Raw genomic sequence first — 19,668 nt, 5'->3', positions numbered from 1 at the left:
GACCGCTCAAGTTTCTATTAGGAGGCTCACTTGCCAGCATTTTTCGGCGCACCGTCAGATGGCTCGTTTGAGGAATTCCTCTCTCGATTCCTGTCTTCACGTGCTCAGGCAGCACGTCCCATCGACCTCACGCGCCTGCTTTCCGCCCGCACCCACGAAGCGGTAGCCACCGCGGCAGCGATTTCCCAGGAGCATGGCCACGACGAGATTGATTCCCTGCACCTCCTGATGGCTCTGCTGCGCACCGAACCAGTCGGCGAGCACCTGACCGCCATGGGTATCGACATCGAGGCTTTGAGTGCAGATGCCATCGCGCGCATGCCCAAGTCCCAGGAGAAGGGCGAGAAGCCATCCCACCTATCGTCGGCAGCTCAGCGCAGCCTCTTTGACGCCTATCAGGTTGCTCGTAACTACGGTTCGACCTACATCGACCCTGATCATCTTTTCCTGGCCTTCGTTTTCAACCCGGAATCTCCGGTCAGCCAGCTCCTGGCGCAGCACGGCATCACCGGCCAGTCTTTGCAGCAAGCCGCCATGGAGCAGGCCCAGCGTGGCCAAAACGATGCCCAGAACCAGTCCGATTCCGAGTCCGACGTGTCCATGCTCGAACGCTACGGAACCGATCTGACCCTGCTGGCCTCCGACGGCCAGATTGATCCGGTGATCGGACGCAAGGAGGAACTGGATCAGGTTATTGAAATCCTGGCCCGTCGCACCAAGAACAACCCTGTGCTGATTGGCGAGGCAGGCGTGGGCAAGACCGCCATTGCCGAAGGACTGGCCCGCGCCATCATCGATGACCAGGTACCAGCCCAACTGCGCAATGCAGCCCTGATCTCCATTGATCTTCCGGGCATGCTCGCCGGAACCCGCTACCGCGGAGATTTCGAGCAGCGGCTCACCGGCCTGCTCGACGAGGTAGCCGCAGCCGAAGGGCAGGTGCTGATATTCATCGATGAGATGCATCTGCTGGTCGGTGCAGGCTCTGGCGAGTCCGGCAATATGGACGCCGCAAATATCCTCAAGCCGCGTTTGGCGCGTGGCGAGCTGCACATGATCGGCGCCACTACGCTCGATGAGTTCCGCAAGGTGGAGAAGGACAGCGCGCTGGCTCGGCGCTTCGGCAAGGTTACTGTCGCCGAGCCGTCGGAGGAAACGGCGCTGGCCATTTTGGACGGCCTGCGCGAATCCTACGAGGATCACCACCAGGTGCAGTACACCCCCGAAGCGCTCAAGGCCGCGGTGACGCTCTCTGCCCGCTACTTGAACGACCGCCAGCTTCCTGACAAGGCCATCGACTTGATCGATATCGCCGGTGCCCGGCGGTCCATCGCTGCTGGAGATGCCGAGGATGTGCAGTCCCTGCGTGCCGAATTGGTAGACGCCGAGCGTGAGAAGTCACGCGCTATCGGCGAGGAACGATTCGAAGAAGCTGGCGCATGGCGTGACCACATCGTGGAAATGACCGCGCGCATCAAGGCTGCTGAGGAGGCCGGCGATGCAGGGGTCACCCGGGTAGTGGATGAGAAGCAGATTTCGGAAGTGATCTCCCGATCCACCGGCATCCCCACCTCGCGCATCTCGGGAGATGACAAGGCACGCTTGGCTTCGCTGGAAGATTCCCTGCATGCTTCGGTCATCGGCCAGCACGATGCCGTTGCCGCTGTGGCACGCGCCGTGCGTCGCAACCGTACCGGAATGTCGCCAGCAGGTCGCCCCATCGGCTCGTTCCTTTTCCTGGGTCCCACCGGCGTCGGAAAGACCGAACTGGCCAAGGCCCTGGCTGCAAACCTCTTCGGTTCGGCCGAATCGCTGGTTCGCGTCGATATGAGCGAATACGGTGAGAAGCACACCGTGGCGCGCCTGATTGGCGCACCTCCGGGGTACATCGGCCATGACGAGCCCGGCCAGCTGACCGAGAAGATCCGCCGCAACCCGTACTCGGTCGTGCTGCTCGATGAAATCGAGAAGGCCCACCCGGACGTGTTCAACGTGCTGCTGCAGGTACTCGATGACGGCCGGTTGACCGACTCAGCCGGGCGCACTGTCGATTTCTCCAACACGCTGATCCTGATGACCAGCAACCTGGGCGGCGAGTACTTGGCCAACAAGGCCGGAAACTTCGGTTTCACCTCCGCCAATGCCACCAGCGAGGCTGGAGAAATCCGGGCCAAGGTCATGGGCAAGGTACGCGAGTTCATGCGCCCAGAGTTCCTGAACCGGCTGGACGAGGTACTGCTGTTCTCCAAGCTCTCGCAGTCCGAGATTGGCCAGATCGTCAAGCTGGTCATCGCCGAGACCGAAGCTCGCTTGGTGGACCAGGAGCTGAAGCTGGAGGTGAGCGACGCTGCCGTGCAGTGGCTGGCAAACGAAGGCTACGACCCCGAGTTCGGCGCTCGCCCGCTGCGCCGGCTGGTACAGCGCAAGGTACAGGATGCCATTGCCGACCTGCTGATCAGTGATTCGCTTGCCGCTGGTGACACCGTTTCGGTGGACTATGCCGCTGGCATGCTGAAGGTGCAGAAGAAAGTCGAGATGCCGACTCCACCTGCTCACAACGAGCACGCGCCAAACTACTTCGATAGCTAGGCCGGCATAGCCCATAAAGGGGCTTGCCTGCTCGGGACTTCCGTCCCGGCCAAGCAAGCCCCTTTTCTTCACTTAGAAAGTGCGCTAGTCAGCTGCAGAAATGCAGTCAACCTCTAGCTAAGCAGGAAGACTCCCGGTACCTTTGACTGCATGGCGAACATTGGAATGATCACCCTTGATGCCCTTGACGAGAAAGCTGCCTCGGCTTGGTGGAGGGCTGTTCTGGGCGGGAAATATCTGGGCCAGTACCCGGGGTTCACCATGATCAGCGTCCCTGGCTTCAGCGCGAGGTTGGGGTTCCAAAAAGTTGATGAGATCACTGCCGGCAAGAACCGGGTTCATCTCGACTTGGAAGCAAGCACGAGCCGCGAGCAGGAAGTCGCCCGTTGCATAGCCGCTGGCGCAACACGCGTTGAGGACCACACCGAAGATCCCACTTTTGGCTGGACCATTATGCGCGATCCTTACGGAATCGTCTTTTGCATTTCCGACCCACACGAGGACTGAGGACATGTCGCTGTTCGCCAGGAAATCATCGGAGGCTTCGACCCACCGGGTGCAGATCCATTTTGCCCAGCCGATGACCGAACGCCTGCGCAAAGATCATGAGGCGGGCCTGCTCGATACATTGTTGCCCAAATACAAGTCTTCCGGAACCATCATCAGCGCCAAGACCACATTGGACGCGGCCGAGGAGCCGATCTCCAGCGACATTAACCTTGAAGTGGCCACCCCCGAACCGAAGAAGCTGTTTTCCGAATTGCTCTCTTCGCTCATCGATGGAGGACTGGGGCATGGTTCCTGGCTGATTATTGATGGACAACGCACCGAAGTAGGCGGCAGCGAGTACGTTTTGCTTCGAACCAGGCTTGGGGCCGAATCGGAATCGGATCTGGAGCCAACAGTCAGGGCCCTGCAGCATGCATTGGGTGACGGCGAAATCGGATGGCATGAGGATGTCTACTACCGGCATGATGGCCCGGTGTTCGTTTACAACGGCGACTCCGCCCAAGCCATCATCCACACATTGGAAACAGAACTGGTGAAGCATCCGTTGCTGGGCAACGCGGAGATCCTTTCGGTTTCCCCGCAACAGTAAAAGGACTCGATGGAACTCTCCACCACTAAGGTGCCTTCCGAGGAACAAATACTCTCGCTCTACAACGCGGTGGGCTGGAGCGCCTATACAGACAACCCAGACGTACTATTCGAAGGCCTGAAGAATTCAGCATGCGTAATCTACGCCTACGACGTAGACCACCAGTTAATCGGCCTTGTGCGCGTGGTCTCGGATAATGCCACCATCTGCTACGTCCAGGACATCCTGGTGCGTCCATCTACGCATCGCACCGGCGTAGGCCGTGCTTTGTTCTCTGCCGTACTAGTGAAATATGAGCATGTCCGTCAGCTGGTCCTGATCACCGATGATGAACCCGGGCAACGTGCCTTCTACGAATCCATGGGGCTCACGGAAGCGTCGGATTTCCGTCCCGGTGCGATCCGGACCTTTGCCAAATTCTCGTAACAGCTCTCCCTTCGCTGCCTGGCCTGTATAGACTGACCATTCATCGATAATGAGGAGTTATTCTTGCGCACCCGTTCGGTCATTGCCCTGTCATCGTTGGCTTTGCTTCTAGCAGGGTGCAATGCAGCTCCCGAACAAGCAGCGCCAGCCGATTCGAGGGCGGCTTCCGTCGCTGGCTCCACTCCGGCGGCACAGCCCGCGGCCGAAACCGGTGAACCCGGTGAAACCGCCCCCGAGCCTGGACCCGCGGAGTTGGACGCCAACGCCAATTCGGGACAGGCCTGGGCAGATTCCAAAATTGAGATGTGGAAAGAAAACTCTGGCATCAAGTCCACCAAAGGCTTCTTGTATCCCTACAACCTAATGACTTCTTGGGAATCTCCAGCACCTGGTGCCATCAATATCTTCTTGGATAACAGCATGAAGTTTGGAACCCAGATGCGGGAAAGCTACGAAACCAACGAGGATGAGCTGCGCATGATGGGCCGAATCATGTTCGAAAGCGTAGGCGAGGCCTCGCCGGAATTGGAATCTGTCACCTTCGCTACTGAAGACGGCAATAACTCAGGAACTTTCACCCGGGCTCGTACTGGTGCCGATCCCGAGGACCGCAAAGCCTGGGCCTCGGAAAAGTACATGCAGTGGCTGTCCGCCATGAACGATACCTACAAATCCCTATGCGGCGCTGAAATCACTGAGCTGGAAATCTACCGCACATGCCTGCCCGCTGACCCCAACGCCTACGTTGAGAAAGTCGAGTCGCCTGCGCTTGGCGAACTCGTCGTCACCCTCGCAGACGGTCCATGGATCGACGGCGAATACGACATGCCCGCATCGATCTTCGTCTCGGGAAATATGATGCTCAAGATCAACGAGCGTGCGGCAACCGGCGAAAAAGTTGAAAAGCTGACGGTACTGGCCAGAAATGGCGATGACACCGATACGGCACTCCGCAAGGACTGGGAAATGTAGTTCATTTCCTTTCATGATCAGTTGATGGGCCCTCAGCCCCTAGGGTGGTACCTATGACCCAAGAACTCTCCATTCCATACGAAGACCTGGAACTCAGCGCGCTCTGGGACCGAGCAAAGGCGGCGAAGGCCGTCATCGTGCTCGCACACGGTTCAGGTGCTGGAAAGGATCATGACTTCATGGCCGGCTTTGCGCTAGCCGCTGCGAATCTGGGTGCCAGCGTCCTGCGTTTTAATTTCCCCTACATGGATGCTGGAAAGAAGTTTCCCGACAAAGCGCCAGCGGCGGTCGCAGTGTGGCACCAGGTCCGCCGTTGGGTTGAAGAACACTTGGCTGAAGGCCTGCCAATCTTCACGGCAGGAAAGTCCTTTGGCGGGCGCATCGCTTCCCTGTCAGTTGCCGAGGGCATGCCCTCGGCAGGGTTGATCTTCCTGGGGTACCCGTTGCACGCGCCTAAGAAGGAAGAGAAGCTACGCGATGAGCATCTCTACCCGATTGCGGTGCCGATGCTTTTCCTCGAAGGCACCCGCGATCCCTTTGCCAACCCCGAAAAGATGGAAGAAGTCGCCAGCAAGCTGAACGAGCACAGCGAACTTTCCTGGTTCGAAGGTGGCAACCATTCCTTCAAGGTAGCCCGCTCCGGCCGCACCGTTGCCCAGGATGGCGCGTGGCTGGCGGAAACTGCTCTTGCCTTCATCTCCAAGCACATCGCATAGTCCAACGGTCCTAGTCCACCTGCTTTTCCAGGAAGCGGTAGACCTCGGTTTCGTCTACTCCGGGAAAGGCTCCGGTTGGCATGGCCGCCAGCAAGTGGGTATTAGCGCGCGTAGCCGGCCACGCATTGCCGAACCACTGGCTGGATAGGTCAGCAGGTGGACGGCGGCAGCAGTTCTCGTCCGGGCAGGTGGATTGGCAGCGCTCCTTGGTATCCCGCCCGCGGAACCACTTCACATGCTCAAAAGGCACGCCAATGGACAAGGAATACAGTCCCGAGGAATGGCGCTCGGTGCGCGCCGTGCACCAGAAGGTCCCATTGACGGTATCGGTGTACTGCTCGAAGGAACGGAACTTATCCATCTGCTCGAAGACCACGCGACTTGTCCAATACCGGCAAATGGTTTGTCCTTCAATGGCACCGGTGTGATCGGCTGGAAAGTTCACTCGGTCATTCTCATAAGCCTTGTGCAAGATGCCCGATTCGTGGACCTTCTGGAAGTGGCAGGTCATCCCCAGATGCTCGGTGGCAAGGTTGGTGAACCGGTGGGCTGCGGACTCATAGGACACGGCGAAAGCATCGCGCAGATCCTCGATGGCCAACTCACGGTTGTTCTTAGCTCGACGCAAGTAGTCCACCGTGGACTTTTCCGGCATCATCAACGCCGCGGCAAAGTAGTTGGTCGCGACCCTCTGCGAGAGGAAATCGAAATAATCGGTTGGAGTCCTATGACCCAATACGTGATGCCCTAGCGCCTGCAGCAACACCGAACGAGGATCATGTTCCGAGCGGTTCGCCTGCGTCAGATAGATACGCTTGTTCTTCTGGTCAGTCACCGAACGCGTGGAATGCGGAAGATTGCCCACAAAGCGCAGGCTGAATCCCAGATGCTCGGCGATATCTGCTGCACGATGATGCGAGAGCGGCCCTGAATCGTGGCCAACTGCAGAGAGGACTTTGGCGGCTTCCTGCTCGATATCCTTGTAGTAGTTGTTGCGTTGGCGCATCTCATGGCGCAACGCGGTATTGGCCCGACGGGCTTCTTCAGGGGTCGCGGCCTGCTCGTTCAGGCGGCGTTCCAATTCATGCTGCAGTCCCACCAGGGATTCCAGGACGTCCATGGGCAGACGCGTGCCAACACGAACGGTAGGCAATCCCAAGGACTCGTACAGTGGACCGCGTTGGGCACGTTCCAATTCGATCTCCAAAGCAGCACGGCGCGATGGCGGTTCGGTGCCCAGCAGATCGTCGACTCCAACCCCCATGGCTCCAGCCAGGGACTTGAGCAGCGATAGCTTCGGTTCGCGCTTGCCGTTTTCAATCAGCGACAGCTGGCTCGGCGCGGTGTCAACGAGCGCCGAGACATCATCCAAGGTCAGTTGCTTGCCCTTGCGCAGAAAGCGGATTCTGCGGCCGAGAGCAATGGCGTCGAGTTCTGTATCTTCGCTGCCAGCGCCATTGCCGGCTGAGTTCACTGAGCGATTCCATGTGGTTGCAGTCACATGACAAGGTTATGCCAAGGATCGTGAAAATTTCTAGATCTTCCGGATTCAACCCGTAATTCAATCGCCCAGCAGTGACGCGGAAGCAAATATTCACGGTTCTTTCCTTGCTTCCCCGGCGAGCTACTCTCAACAAATGCACAGCCTTTCTGCGGAATCTTCAGCGAAGCGCAAACGTTGAAACTACAAAGAGATCCCGCAAGGAGCACCATGCACGCAGTCTCCACCCGCCCCCTACCGGCCCCGCGCCATGCCCACGATCCACCCCGGACTTTGGTCATCGTCGGCACCGATGGCGCAGGCAAAAGCACCACTATTGAAGCTTTAGTACAGCAGCTGCGCAACGATCGCATTCAGGCTCGTAGGCTCGCAAACGTCGCCGCGCGGAGCTGGCTTACCAAATTCTCTCGCGCCCTGGGAATCACGTTCCCGACTTTCACCCAGGATTTCTTCGAAACTTCCATTCGCAGCTTCAATGTTGCCCGCAATATGCTTTTCGCGGCCCGCTCTCCCGGACTCAGCGTGATGGACCGGCACCTGTATTGCCAATTAGTGCTGCGGCGCTTACGTGGCCATCCTCCGGGACTGCTTCTCACCTGGCTTGCGGCGAAAAGTACCGAGCACGCGAGAATTGTCCTGCTCGACATCGACCCCATCCTTGCCTTTGAGCGGATCAATTCCCGCGGCAAAGACGACGAAAGCATGGAGTATCTCAGCGACAGTCGAAATGAGTATCTGCGCCTTGCGCAAGTGCACGGTTGGATCACCCTTGATGCCTCGCTGCCCACATCCCAGCTGGTTGAACAACTTCGATTGGTCATCGGCAAGTAGACTCGTCCCATGAGCGAAGCACAAGCATCTTTTGCACCGGGTTCCATTCTCGAATTGGCGCAAAGCACCAAGAAGCAATGGGAGCTGGGGCAGGTCCGGCTCATTGCGAGCGGCATTCTGGCGCAGGACGGAACGTTGCGGTCCAGCGAACTGCGGGAAGCAACCTGGCAACTGTCGATTCGCTCTATCGAGAAATCTGCAGCTTTCACTCCGTCGCCTTCGGCTCAAGTCTTCACGTTGATCGCCGGCGATTTCGTGCAGCTGGATGTAGACGGGCAGGAGCACGGATTGGAACCGCTGCGCCCGTTGAAATTCGAAACGGAAAATCCTGTCCAGGCGAGCCAGCCCGCCGAAGAACTGCTCATCGTGCACGTGGCCGCCGTTCCAGAGCAGGTACGAGCCACCGTTCGCATTGTCGAGCTGTCCAAAAAGCGCGAGCAATACCTCTTTGATGGGCAACTGGGCCTTTTGGTCCAGGGCTCCGCCAAGCTCTTGCTCGGCGACAGCGAACAGTCGCTGAACCTGCGTGACACCGTCGTTGGCTCTGACGCCGGTGAACCACGCATCTCCGGCCGCGGTTTCATGGCTGTGGTTTCTTTCGACCAGCCCTAGCCCGTTCCGGCTCAATCAGCCATTATCGCAAGATCCATAAATCTTCGCACTCAGAAACTGCACTGCCGGCCAAGAATATCGGCCATAGCGACAAGTCCAGGCCCCCATCTGGCAAAATCCAGCTACCAGTCCAGACTCTGATATTTCACGTTTTTTGGCCTGCTGCACAACGCCTGCCGTGGCGAATCAACACCTGCGGTTTCCATAAAATCCCAGCTCATCAGTGATTCGCCGATTCTCGCAGAGCCCGGAATCGGTCTGCTTTGGCTTCGCCCTTATCCAGGCTTGCTGTTAAATTTCACTCTTCTTCGCTAGGGATTGATTCGATATCAGCTAATTTCCATGCCTTGACTCACATTCAGCGCAAGAAGCGGTAAATTTCCATTTTTGTGAAGAAGTGGAAATCTTAATTCGAAAAACCTCTGTTGAAGCCCTCGCACCTGCGGAAAAGTAGTTGGCACGAAGAAGTTCACAAGATCACCTTCCGATCGACATGAACCCGCAGCTTGTGCGAAGGAGCCAAGGCAATGACTACTGAAAACACCAACGAAACCTCGATCGACAACCGCATCGCAGCCATCGAGAGCGACTGGGAAAACAACCCCCGCTGGAACGGCGTAACCCGCGACTACAGCGCTGCCGACGTCGTGAAGCTCCAGGGCCGGGTCCAGGAAGAGCACACCTTGGCCAAACGCGGATCCGAGAAGCTGTGGAAACAGCTCACCGAGGAAACCCCCACCGGCGGCTACACCAACGCGTTGGGCGCACTGACCGGCAACCAGGCAGTGCAGCAAGTCAAGGCCGGCCTTCGAGCCATCTATCTTTCGGGCTGGCAGGTAGCAGCGGATGCCAACCTTTCAGGCCAGACCTACCCGGACCAGTCGCTGTACCCGGCCAATTCGGTTCCCCAGGTCGTGCGCCGCATCAACAACGCATTGCAGCGTGCAGACCAGATCGAGTTCTCCGAAGGCATCCAAACCGTCGAAGACTGGATGGTCCCCATCGTCGCTGATGCAGAAGCCGGCTTCGGCGGCCCGCTGAACGCCTACGAACTGATGAAGTCCATGATCACCGCTGGCGCATCGGGCGTCCACTGGGAAGACCAGCTGGCCAGCGAAAAGAAGTGCGGCCACCTCGGCGGCAAGGTGCTGATCCCGACCCAGCAGCACATCCGCACCCTGAACGCGGCCCGCCTGGCCGCCGACGTGGCTGGCACCCCTTCCGTAGTTATCGCCCGCACCGACGCTGAAGCGGCAACGCTGATCACCTCGGATGTCGATGAACGAGATCAGCAGTTCATCACCGGCGAGCGCACCCCGGAAGGCTTCTACAAGGTCACCAACGGCATCGAGCCATGCATCGCCCGGGCCAAGGCCTACGCACCGTACTCGGACCTGATCTGGATGGAAACCGGCACCCCTGACCTGGAGTTGGCCCGCAAGTTCGCCGAAGCGGTCAAAAAGGACTTCCCGGACCAGATGCTTTCCTACAACTGCTCGCCGTCGTTCAACTGGAAGAAGCACCTGGACGATGCGACCATCGCCAAGTTCCAGCGCGAACTAGGCGCCATGGGCTTCAGCTTCCAGTTCATCACCCTGGCCGGATTCCACGCATTGAACCACTCGATGTTCGACCTGGCCTCCGGCTACGCGAAGGACGGCATGAGCGCCTACGTCGAATTGCAGGAACGCGAATTCGCTTCCGAGGCCGCCGGCTACACCGCCACCAGGCACCAGCGCGAAGTCGGCACCGGCTACTTCGATGCGATCTCCACGGCGCTGAACCCTAACGCCTCAACCCTGGCCTTGGTGGGATCCACCGAAGAAGGCCAATTCCATTAGACCCTGATGGGTCGATGGTGCTAGCCGGCAAAGGCGCCGGCTAGCACCAGCACCATTTCCAAGATTTTTAAGGACGCTGCCATGAACTCCCCCATCACCCTGAACAACATCACCATTACCGCTACCCCCGTTCGCTACCAGGAGCAGATCCTGACCAGCGAGGCCCTGGACTTCCTTTCGGCCCTGCACACCGCATTCGAACCGCGCCGTGCCGAGTTGATGCAGCGCCGCCAGGTCAACCGGGCGCGCATTGCCAATGGCCGCGATCCGAAGTTCCTGGACGAGACCCGCGCTATTCGCGAAGACGATTCATGGCAGGTCGCCCCGATCGCACCGGGGCTGGAAGATCGCCGGGTGGAAATCACTGGCCCGATCGAACGCAAGATGGCTATCAATGCGCTGAATTCCGGGGCCAAGGTCTGGCTGGCCGACATGGAGGATGCTTCCTCGCCAACCTGGCAGAACGTCATCAAGAACCAGGTCAACCTGATCCGGGTGCTGGATCAGGACCTGGACTTCACCGCACCGGATGGCCGCGAGTACAAGCTGAACAGCTACGATCTGCAGCAGCTGCCAACCATCGTGGTTCGTCCCCGCGGCTGGCACCTGCCGGAGAAGCACCTGCTGGTTGCCGGCACCCCGATGTCCGGTGCGCTGGTGGACTTCGGACTGCACTTCTTCCACAACGCCAAGCGCCTGCTGGCAGCCGGACGCGGCCCGTACTACTACCTGCCGAAGCTGGAGAACCATCTGGAAGCACGGTTGTGGAACGACGTGTTCAACATGGCCCAGGATCTGATGGATATCGAGCGCGGCACCATCCGTGCCACCGTGCTGATCGAGACCATCACCGCCGCATTCGAGATGGAAGAGATCCTCTACGAGCTGCGCGAGCATTCCTCGGGGCTCAATGCTGGCCGCTGGGATTACATCTTCTCGATCATCAAGAACTTCCGTTCCCGCGGACCGCGCTTCGTCTTCCCGGATCGCGACACCGTGACCATGACCGCCCCGTTCATGCGGGCCTACACCGAACAGCTGGTGCGTGCCTGCCACCGCCGCGGGGCTTCGGCCATCGGCGGGATGAGCGCATTCGTTCCCAACCGCAAGGACGCCTCGATCAACGAGCTGGCCTTCGGCAAGGTCCGCGAGGACAAGGCCCGCGAAGCAGCTGATGGCTTCGACGGCTCCTGGGTTGCCCACCCCGACCTGGTTTCGGTTGCCCGGGAGGTGTACGACGAGGTGCTCGGCGAGAACCCAAACCAGTTGCAGCGCACCCGCGAAGATGTCGAGGTTTCCGGCCCGGCCCTGCTGAACATCGAGAGCGTCACCGGCAAGATCACCGAACGCGGCATCCGCGACAACATCGAGATCGGCATCCGCTACATCGAGTCCTGGCTGCGCGGCAACGGTGCTGTGGCACTGCGCAACCTGATGGAAGATGCTGCTACCGCCGAGATCTCCCGTTCGCAGCTGTGGCAGTGGATCCACCAGTCGGCGATCACCGATGAGGGCGAGATCATCACCCGTCGCTGGGTCCAGGAACTGGCCGAGGAGACCATGGAGGGCTTGGAGCGCTTCGAGGGCGATCGCTTCGAGGAAGCCGTGGAAATCTTCGAAGCTTGCGCCCTGCGCGATGACTTCCCGACCTTCCTGACCAAGAACGCCTACCTGCGCTACCTGGATGCGCCAGCCCGCACCCTGGAAATGGCAGGTTAGGCAGTACCTGAGACCCGGCCGATAGAAAACAGTCGTCCCTGAACGTCGGCCACGCAAAGCGGCATTCATCCGTTGGTAACCAGTCCAGCGGGTGGATGCCGTTTTGCGTGTGCGGTGGCTAGGCTGTAGCCACGGCTTTCCAGTTCAAGAACCCGGCCGAGGACCTGTGGCAGCCCGATCTGCTGGGCGAGGATTTCTCGCAACGGCCGTTGCCGATGTCGGACGGTTCGACCGCGACGTTGATCAGGCACCGTCCGCGCAGAACGCTGCGCCTGCCGCCGCCATTGCGCGGGATCGCGGTGCTTTATGTGCATGGCTGGTCGGACTACTTCTTCCAAAAAGAGCTCGCCGAGTTCCTCAGCGAAGCCGGAGCGGATTTCTACGCACTGGACCTGCGCCATTATGGACGGAACTTGCCGGTAGACCAGGCCACCAAAATCGCCGAGCACAGAAGCCCGGGCTTCACCACCGATCTGGATGAGTACTTCGAGGAATTCGACGCGGCCCACCGCATCATTTCCAGCGCGCATCCGGGCACCCGCTTTGTCCTGCTCGCCCACTCCACTGGCGGGCTCAGCGCTTCTCTGTATGCGGCAGCCAACCCGCAGAAAGTTGATGCGCTGGCGCTGAACAGCCCGTGGCTGGAATTCCAGGCCAGCGAGATCGGGCGCACCGCCTTGGCGAGGATCGTCCAGGCGGCCAGCAGCCGCAACCCCCACCGCTTCTTGCCGACGGTGGATCCAGGGTTCTACACCCGCACGGTCTCCAGCCAGTTTTCCGGCGAATGGGATTACGATCTGGGTTGGCGCCCGGTCAACGGCTTCAAGCTCACCGCGGGTTTCATCTCTGCAGTCTTCGATGCGCAAGCCAAGGTGAAGAAGGGGCTGGATCTCCAGATGCCCACCCTGGTGATGCTTTCGGCGGAAGACTATTTGCTGCCTCGCTGGCACGACACCGCCACCCGCGCCGACGTGGCCTTGAATGTGCAGGTCGTCGCCCAGCGCAGCATCGACCTAGGCCGGGAACTGCATTTGGTGCGCCTGCCCGGCGCGCTGCACGACGTGTTCCTCTCCTCGCCAAAGATCCGCTCCAAGGCCTACATGGCGTTGGGCTCATGGCTTGCGGTCGTCAAGAACCGGCAGCGTGATTCGCTGGTGGCCTCCAGCATCCGCCGGATTGTTCCTTCCGGCATCTAGTGCGGCTTAGCCCGCGACCTTGCTGGGCACCTGGTCATTGACCAGTTCCAGCTGCCAATCGCCGGGCTCATTGCCGATAATGGCAACCGAGCCATTGCGGATGGTGTCCAGCTTGTAGCCGGCGAAGTGCGAGAGCGTGTAGCGGATAATGGTGCCGTGGCAGATTACCGCGACGTTCTTGCCCGGGTAGTCTGCTGCAATCTGGTTGATTGCGCGCAGGCCACGGTCAACTACAGATTCCAGTGGTTCAATTCCACCACCGTTCTTGTCCGGCCATAGCGCCAGCGCTTCGGTCTCAACCATGCCCTCGCCCTGGGCGTAGTCGCGCTCGATCAGCAGGTCGTAGCTAGGACCAAGTTCCAGTCCCAGCCCGTCGGCAATGATCTGTGCCGTCTCGCGTGCCCGCGAGAGCGGCGAGGAAACGATAGCGTCCCATTGGCCGCCGTCCAGCACCGAGACAGCCTCGCGGGCTTGGGCTCGCCCGGTATCGTTCAGGGGGATGTCGCTGGAACCCTGCAAGCGGCCTTCGAGGTTCCATTGCGTCTGTCCGTGGCGGACGAATCCTAGTTTCATAAGCCCATTCTCCCACCCGGCAGGTGGCCAACAGCAACCGCTGGTGGCCAAGCTCACGATAGATCTGCAACACTTAAGCGCGCCATGGATGCCTGGAGCGCATAAGATTTTCACGGCTGTGCCCTGCCTTTGGCGCGGGCCCGTCCCCATCGAACGCACCCCTTATAGGATCCGAGCATTACTATCGTGAACGAAATAAAGGCGTCTCTCGCCCGCGGGCTGACTGCCCGCCACATCCGCTTCATGGCCCTCGGCTCAGCTATCGGAACGGGCCTTTTCTACGGCTCCTCTTCTGCTATCCAGGCTGCTGGCCCTGCCGTCCTCTTCGCATACATGATTGGCGGCGCTGCCGTCTTCATTGTCATGCGTGCCATGGGCGAGATGGCTGTCAAGCATCCGGTTTCCGGATCCTTCGCTCACTACGCTTCGCGCTACCTGGGCCGCTTCGCCGGCTTCGTCACCGGCTGGACTTTTGCCTTCGAAATGGCCATTGTCGCGATCGCCGATGTGACCGCGTTCGGCATCTACATGGGCTTCTGGTTCCCGCAGGTGGCGCAGTGGATCTGGGTGTTGGCGGTCGTCCTGCTCATCGCGTCGATCAACCTGATGAAGGTCAAGGTCTTCGGTGAAACCGAATTCTGGCTGGCTATCATCAAGGTGACCGCAATTATCGCCATGATCATTGGTGGCGCCGCCCTGATCATCTTCGGCTTCAACGCCCCTGAGACCGAAACCGCAACCGGCATCGCTACCCTGATGAGCGCTGGCACCCTGTTCCCCAACGGCTTCGTGGGCCTGCTGCTCTCGTTCTCCGTCGTGATGTTCGCCTTCGGCGGCATCGAAACCATCGGCATCACCGCTGGTGAAGCAGCTGATCCTGCCAAGTCGGTTCCAGCCGCCATCAATACCGTGCCATGGCGCATCCTGCTCTTCTACGTAGCTTCGCTGGCCGTAGTCATGATGCTCTTTGACTGGCGCCAGATCGACGGCTCAGCTTCGCCATTCGTGCAGATTTTCGACGGTCTGGGCATCCCGGCCGCCGCCCACGTGCTCAACGCCGTGGTGATCACCGCAGCCGTTTCGGCGATCAACGCCGATACTTTTGGGGCTGGCCGCATGCTCTACGCCATGTCCGAGATCGGCCATGCTCCGAAGTCCTTTGGCCGCATCTCGCGTAACGGCGTGCCGTGGATGACCGTGGTCATCATGGCCATTGTGCTGCTGGTAGGTGTGGTGCTCAACGCCCTGCTCCCGGAGTCGCTGTTCACCATCATCGCTTCCATCGCTACCTTCGCCACCGTTTGGGTGTGGATCATGATTCTGACTTCGTACCTGGCCATGCGACGCAAGGAAGCCGCAGCGGGCCGCGGACCGGCCGTTGCCCGCGAATACGCTGTGCCCGGCGGCACCGTTGCCGTATGGATCGCCTTGGCCTTCATGGTCTTCGTTGTCGTGCTCTTGGCCCTGAGCCCGACGACGCGTGTAGCCCTGTACACCGGAATCGCATGGCTCGTGCTTCTGGCCGTGCTCTTCAAGCTGCTGGTACGCCCAGCGGCGCCAATCAAGCAGGACAGCGACTCCTTGCTGAGTTAGCCACCGCGCAATAAAATATGCCTGGTTTCGCATAAAGCGAAGCCAAGCATATTTTTTATGTCTTTCTACTTGATCCCGGTGGAGGTTCCGGCCTGAGGCTCCGAGGGCGACTCCAGGCCATGGGGTGTGCGCAGCTCCTGGAACAACGCCAGGCTGGCCCACGCGAGCATGCCGCCTGCGACGATCCACAAGCTGCCGAGCCCCAGCCGCAGGTAGGCCAAGACGCCACCCAGGGAACCCATGGTGATCATCAACCAAAGCACTGCGTAGCGCATCCATAGCATCCGGTAGCCGCCGCGGTCCGACCCGGTGGCCAACCCGATGATTGCTCCACCGAGTGCCTGCCCGAGCTTGACCAACGTGCCGGTCATATACGTCAGGCCCAGGGAAACCTCTCCCGAACGAGTGTAGGAAACATTGACCACGCCCATCGCGGCGGCCAGCAGCAGAGCCGTCAGCTGCGGCAAGAAATTCCCGGAGATGGCCGCAGCGAGCAGCAGTGCCGCACTGGAATACATGGCCACTGGCCGGCGCAGCCTATCGAGCCGGAAGGTAATCAGCGTTGCAAGGATGACACCTGCGACAAAGCAGCCCACCAAGGACATCGCCATCGCCCATCCGGCAAGGTCCCCTGTCATCAGCGCCACGGAGGAACGCGTGGAGTTTCCCGACATGAAGGAGAGGAAGTAGCCGCCGAAGTGCACGAATCCGACGCCATCAACAAAGCCTGCCATCGCCGTAATCGTTCCGGCGAAGAGGATTCCGCGCCATCGAAGGTTCTTTGCCACCTGCCCTGCTTTCTCTCGCCATCAGCACCATCCGGTTTCCGTAGGAGCCCTGCCATTATCTCCCCCGAAATCAGCAGCTGCGAATAAGGAATGCCCGGTGAGCAAAAGTTGTTACCTCAAGCATGAGCGAAAATACTGCTGTCCAGTCCCCGGAAGACAAGCGCATCCGCGTGGATATCTTCTCCGATATTGCCTGCCCTTGGTGCTTCATCGGAAAGCGCCGCTTTGAGCGGGGTGTCGAGGCGTTCGAATACTCCCAGAACGTGGATGTCTACTGGCACTCGTACCAGCTGGACCCGAGCCTGCCTGGGAACTATGACGGCAGCGAGGCCGAATACCTCTCCCAGATGAAGGGACTGGGCCAGGAACAGGTCGCCCAAATGCTTGACCATGTCACCGCCCAGGCTGCTGCCGAAGGATTGAACTACGACTTCGCCAACTTGAAGGTCGCTAATTCCTTCACTGCACTACGCGTACTGGAATACGCCAAGAAGCATGGTGCCGGAAACGAGATGAAGGAAGCGCTGCTTTCTGCCCACTTCGAGAAGGGCCTGAACACCGGAGACCTAGAAACGCTGCTCGAACTGGCCGGAACGCTGGGGCTGGATACCGGGGAACTGCGTGCGAAGCTCTCGTCCGGATCCTACGTTGAGGAAGTCAACGCAGATATCGTCCAGGCACGCGAGCTGGGCATCAGCGGTGTTCCTTTCTTCATCATTGATGGAAAGTACGGCATTTCCGGCGCCCAGCCAGCCGAGGTCTTCGCAAATGCGCTGGCCCAAGTGCATTCCGGAGATGTGCAGACCCCGTAGCCAGCTATTTGCTGCAGACCAGCTTGCCTTCAGAAGTATCGAGCTTGCGTTCTTTTTCCAGGCCGTCGAACTTCTCCCCCAGCGCCAGGTCCACCCGGCTGCCCCACTTCTTTTCGTCGTAGATGAAAACGATGCCGGGGATCTGGCGCTGCACGGTGAAAGCCTGGGCATAGCCATCAGGCCCGGCAATGACCGCGCCAGTGGTTTCGGAGAGCGACTTCCACCCGGAAGTCAGCGACGAAATCTTGAAGCCGCGCTTTTCCAGTGCCTCGGCAGTGTCACCCGCAAGACCCGAAATATCGGTAGTGTTCAGCACGCGTATTTCGACATCTGAGGGTTTTTGATACTTGAAATCGATGGCCGGGCACTTGGGGTTTTCGATTTTCGTCTCGCTTGGCTTCGGGCTCGCGACAGCGGCAGGCTCGCCACCCAACTTCAGCGTTCCGTTGAAAACGAGTACGGCGCCGGCCAAAACCGCGATCACCAGCAGGGCCATCACGGAGAAAACAATGTTCTGGCGTTTGCGGGCACGCCGCTTAGCCTGGCCGTCCGAGCTGAAACTTAATTCTTGCTCGTCGACAATATGCGCACCGTGCCATTGCCCCGGGTCATCGCGATCACGCATCATTCCACCTTGCTCTGGTCAGCCTTCGGCAGCTGCTGGCCTGAAGGCGACGTCATCGTCATCCTCGTGGCGCTAGCTTATCTAACTAGCGTCCAGATCCAATATGCGTGCGTGTATTACCGAGCGATGATGAAGCGCCGAGCGCAGCGCGCGGTGCATCCCATCCTCCAGATACAACACGCCCCGATAGCGCACTACATGCGGGAACAAGTCGCCATAGAAGGTGGAATCCTCAGAGAGCAATGTTTCAAGATCCAAGGTGGCTTTGGTGGTGACCAAGTCAGCTAGTTTCACTTGCTGCGGGGGAAGTCCGCTCCAATCACGCGCCGAAGAATAGCCGTGGTCCGGGTATGGACGGCCTTCACCTACCGCTCGAAAAATCACTATTCAAGCATACGGACAAACTCTCCAGACCCACAGACCTGCAGATCAGGCGCTAGTTGGCAGGCCGCAGGAAGGCCACCTCCCGAGACGGCGCCGATTGAGCCGGGTGGCAGCCGGACTCGCCGCGCAGTTGCCGGGCGAATGCTACACGCGAATGCGAATAATCAGACACGCAATGCGAAAAAGCAAGGATTGTTACGCCAAGGGAAACTTGGAGGAACCGGGCGTAACTTTAGCTGGTAACAATCGCGTCATAAGGTGCACTCTGGGTTTATGAACAACGTAGTCACCGAGATCCCACTGCTCGATATTTCTACCGCACGCAATGCTGACGGCTCCTTCAACAAGGATTTCGTTGCCGCGATTCGCGACGCCGCACACCGCGTCGGCTTCTTCCAGATCGTCGGATACAGCGCATATGCCGGGCAGGACCAGGAACTGCTCGACACCATCGCAGAATTCTTCCAGAAGCCCGTTGAGCAGAAAATCAAGCTCGATAACCGCAATAGCGCCCAGTTCCGCGGCTACACCCGGATGGGCACCGAAATCACCCGCGGCCGCGCCGATGCCCGCGAACAGATCGACTACGGACCGGAACGCGAGACGTTGGCGGTCGTTCCCGAGGACAAGCCGTACTTGAACCTGCAGGGCCCGAACCAGTTCCCTGCCGATTTCCCCCAGCTCGAAGAGCGCGCCATGGCGTGGGCCGAGCTGATGAACAAAACCGGCCACGAGCTGCTTTCGGCCATCGCTGTGGGGCTGGGCTTGCCCGAAGGCCACTTCGACGAGCCATTCGCCAACACCCCGTCATGGATGGGCAAGTTGGTGCACTACGTTTCGGGCGACGTCGTACCAGAGTCGGGCAACCAGGGCGTTGGCCTGCACGCCGACTACGGCTTCGTCACCCTGCTGCTGCAGGACCAGGTTGGAGGGCTGCAGGTGCAACCCTACGGCCAGGAAGAGTGGATCGAGGTGCCGCCGACCCCGGGTGCATTGGTAGTGAACCTCGGGGAGATGCTCGAAGTCGCGACCAACGGCTACCTGATGGCCACCATCCACCGCGTCATTGCGCCACCAGCTGGCGTTGACCGCTACTCGGTGCCGTTCTTCTACTCCCCTCGACTGGATGCAGTGATCGACAAGGTCGAACTGCCAGCCGAGCTGGCTGCCGAAGCTCGCGGCGTCTCCGATGATCCGGAAAACCCAATGCTGGCTTCCTACGGCGCCAACGTGCTCAAGGGATGGCTGCGAGCCCACCCGCAGACCGCGGCCATCCACTACCCAGAGCTGGCCAAGGGGCGCAAAAGCGCCTAGGCCGTGAGCTTCTGCAGGGATCAGGAGCTGCACACGCAAAACCTGTTGGCGTCGAGCTGGTGAGAGATTACCGGCCC

The 19,668-nt window shown here is 59.6% G+C and carries 19 protein-coding genes; 14 read left to right on the top strand and 5 right to left on the bottom strand.

Annotated features, from left to right (window positions below; translation table 11 throughout):
* Positions 1-30: 30 nt before the first annotated feature.
* The 6 genes from ACIP6G_RS15630 to ACIP6G_RS15605 all read left to right on the top strand — a co-directional run bounded on the left by ACIP6G_RS15630 (position 31) and on the right by ACIP6G_RS15605 (position 5,802).
* Positions 31-2,589: an ATP-dependent Clp protease ATP-binding subunit gene (locus ACIP6G_RS15630; protein ID WP_105658610.1), complete on the top strand. Its 2,559-nt coding sequence runs from the start codon at positions 31-33 to the stop codon at positions 2,587-2,589.
* A gap of 150 nt (positions 2,590-2,739) precedes the next feature.
* Positions 2,740-3,096, top strand: a complete 357-nt coding sequence (locus ACIP6G_RS15625; protein ID WP_365943036.1) for a VOC family protein — start codon at positions 2,740-2,742, stop codon at positions 3,094-3,096.
* Between the two features lie 4 nt (positions 3,097-3,100).
* Positions 3,101-3,688, top strand: a complete 588-nt coding sequence (locus tag ACIP6G_RS15620) for a hypothetical protein (protein ID WP_146112328.1) — start codon at positions 3,101-3,103, stop codon at positions 3,686-3,688.
* Between the two features lie 9 nt (positions 3,689-3,697).
* Positions 3,698-4,114, top strand: coding sequence for a GNAT family N-acetyltransferase (locus ACIP6G_RS15615; protein ID WP_105658613.1), 417 nt, complete (start codon positions 3,698-3,700; stop codon positions 4,112-4,114).
* Between the two features lie 252 nt (positions 4,115-4,366).
* On the top strand, positions 4,367-5,086 hold the full coding sequence (locus tag ACIP6G_RS15610) for a hypothetical protein (protein WP_400291199.1): 720 nt from the start codon (positions 4,367-4,369) through the stop codon (positions 5,084-5,086).
* Positions 5,087-5,139: 53 nt separating this feature from the next.
* Positions 5,140-5,802, top strand: coding sequence for an alpha/beta family hydrolase (locus tag ACIP6G_RS15605; protein WP_105658615.1), 663 nt, complete (start codon positions 5,140-5,142; stop codon positions 5,800-5,802).
* A gap of 10 nt (positions 5,803-5,812) precedes the next feature.
* Here ACIP6G_RS15605 and ACIP6G_RS15600 read toward each other — a convergent pair whose 3' ends face one another.
* Complete coding sequence (locus ACIP6G_RS15600; protein ID WP_105658616.1) at positions 5,813-7,303, bottom strand: helix-turn-helix transcriptional regulator; 1,491 nt, start codon at positions 7,301-7,303, stop codon at positions 5,813-5,815.
* A gap of 210 nt (positions 7,304-7,513) precedes the next feature.
* On the opposite strand from ACIP6G_RS15600, the gene ACIP6G_RS15595 reads away from it, so the two are divergent.
* The 5 genes from ACIP6G_RS15595 (at position 7,514) to ACIP6G_RS15575 (ending at position 13,502) form a co-directional block, all read left to right on the top strand.
* Positions 7,514-8,134, top strand: coding sequence for an AAA family ATPase (locus ACIP6G_RS15595; RefSeq protein WP_365943034.1), 621 nt, complete (start codon positions 7,514-7,516; stop codon positions 8,132-8,134).
* A gap of 9 nt (positions 8,135-8,143) precedes the next feature.
* The gene (locus tag ACIP6G_RS15590; RefSeq protein WP_365943033.1) at positions 8,144-8,746 is read left to right on the top strand and encodes a HutD family protein; all 603 of its coding nucleotides are present in this window, start codon (positions 8,144-8,146) and stop codon (positions 8,744-8,746) included.
* Positions 8,747-9,273: 527 nt separating this feature from the next.
* Entirely contained in the window at positions 9,274-10,587 is a 1,314-nt protein-coding gene (gene aceA, locus ACIP6G_RS15585) for an isocitrate lyase (RefSeq protein ID WP_105659180.1), read from the top strand.
* Positions 10,588-10,668: 81 nt separating this feature from the next.
* Entirely contained in the window at positions 10,669-12,306 is a 1,638-nt protein-coding gene (gene aceB / locus ACIP6G_RS15580) for a malate synthase A (protein WP_105659181.1), read from the top strand.
* 215 nt (positions 12,307-12,521) lie between these two features.
* A complete protein-coding gene (locus tag ACIP6G_RS15575; protein ID WP_365943032.1) occupies positions 12,522-13,502 on the top strand; it encodes an alpha/beta hydrolase in 981 nt (326 codons plus the stop codon).
* 6 nt (positions 13,503-13,508) lie between these two features.
* Here ACIP6G_RS15575 and ACIP6G_RS15570 read toward each other — a convergent pair whose 3' ends face one another.
* Positions 13,509-14,075: a histidine phosphatase family protein gene (locus ACIP6G_RS15570; RefSeq protein ID WP_332594869.1), complete on the bottom strand. Its 567-nt coding sequence runs from the start codon at positions 14,073-14,075 to the stop codon at positions 13,509-13,511.
* A gap of 186 nt (positions 14,076-14,261) precedes the next feature.
* Here ACIP6G_RS15570 and ACIP6G_RS15565 point away from each other — a divergent pair, with 186 nt between their 5' ends.
* Positions 14,262-15,668: an amino acid permease gene (locus ACIP6G_RS15565; protein WP_105659184.1), complete on the top strand. Its 1,407-nt coding sequence runs from the start codon at positions 14,262-14,264 to the stop codon at positions 15,666-15,668.
* Between the two features lie 65 nt (positions 15,669-15,733).
* Here the strand turns inward: ACIP6G_RS15565 and ACIP6G_RS15560 are convergent, their stop codons facing one another.
* A complete protein-coding gene (locus tag ACIP6G_RS15560) occupies positions 15,734-16,456 on the bottom strand; it encodes a YoaK family protein (RefSeq protein WP_365943031.1) in 723 nt (240 codons plus the stop codon).
* 122 nt (positions 16,457-16,578) lie between these two features.
* Between ACIP6G_RS15560 and ACIP6G_RS15555 the strand changes: the two genes are divergently transcribed.
* Positions 16,579-17,268, top strand: coding sequence for a DsbA family oxidoreductase (locus ACIP6G_RS15555; protein WP_365943030.1), 690 nt, complete (start codon positions 16,579-16,581; stop codon positions 17,266-17,268).
* A gap of 4 nt (positions 17,269-17,272) precedes the next feature.
* Here the strand turns inward: ACIP6G_RS15555 and ACIP6G_RS15550 are convergent, their stop codons facing one another.
* The gene (locus ACIP6G_RS15550) at positions 17,273-17,896 is read right to left on the bottom strand and encodes a LytR C-terminal domain-containing protein (protein ID WP_105662411.1); all 624 of its coding nucleotides are present in this window, start codon (positions 17,894-17,896) and stop codon (positions 17,273-17,275) included.
* A 78-nt stretch (positions 17,897-17,974) separates the two neighbouring features.
* The gene (locus ACIP6G_RS15545; RefSeq protein WP_105659188.1) at positions 17,975-18,277 is read right to left on the bottom strand and encodes a type II toxin-antitoxin system VapB family antitoxin; all 303 of its coding nucleotides are present in this window, start codon (positions 18,275-18,277) and stop codon (positions 17,975-17,977) included.
* A gap of 273 nt (positions 18,278-18,550) precedes the next feature.
* Between ACIP6G_RS15545 and ACIP6G_RS15540 the strand changes: the two genes are divergently transcribed.
* A complete protein-coding gene (locus ACIP6G_RS15540; RefSeq protein WP_105659189.1) occupies positions 18,551-19,591 on the top strand; it encodes an isopenicillin N synthase family oxygenase in 1,041 nt (346 codons plus the stop codon).
* Positions 19,592-19,668 lie beyond the last annotated feature (77 nt).

The organism is Glutamicibacter sp. NPDC088483, assembly GCF_044753145.1.
GTDB lineage: Bacteria > Actinomycetota > Actinomycetes > Actinomycetales > Micrococcaceae > Glutamicibacter.
This window is presented reverse-complemented; position numbering and strand designations above follow the sequence as displayed.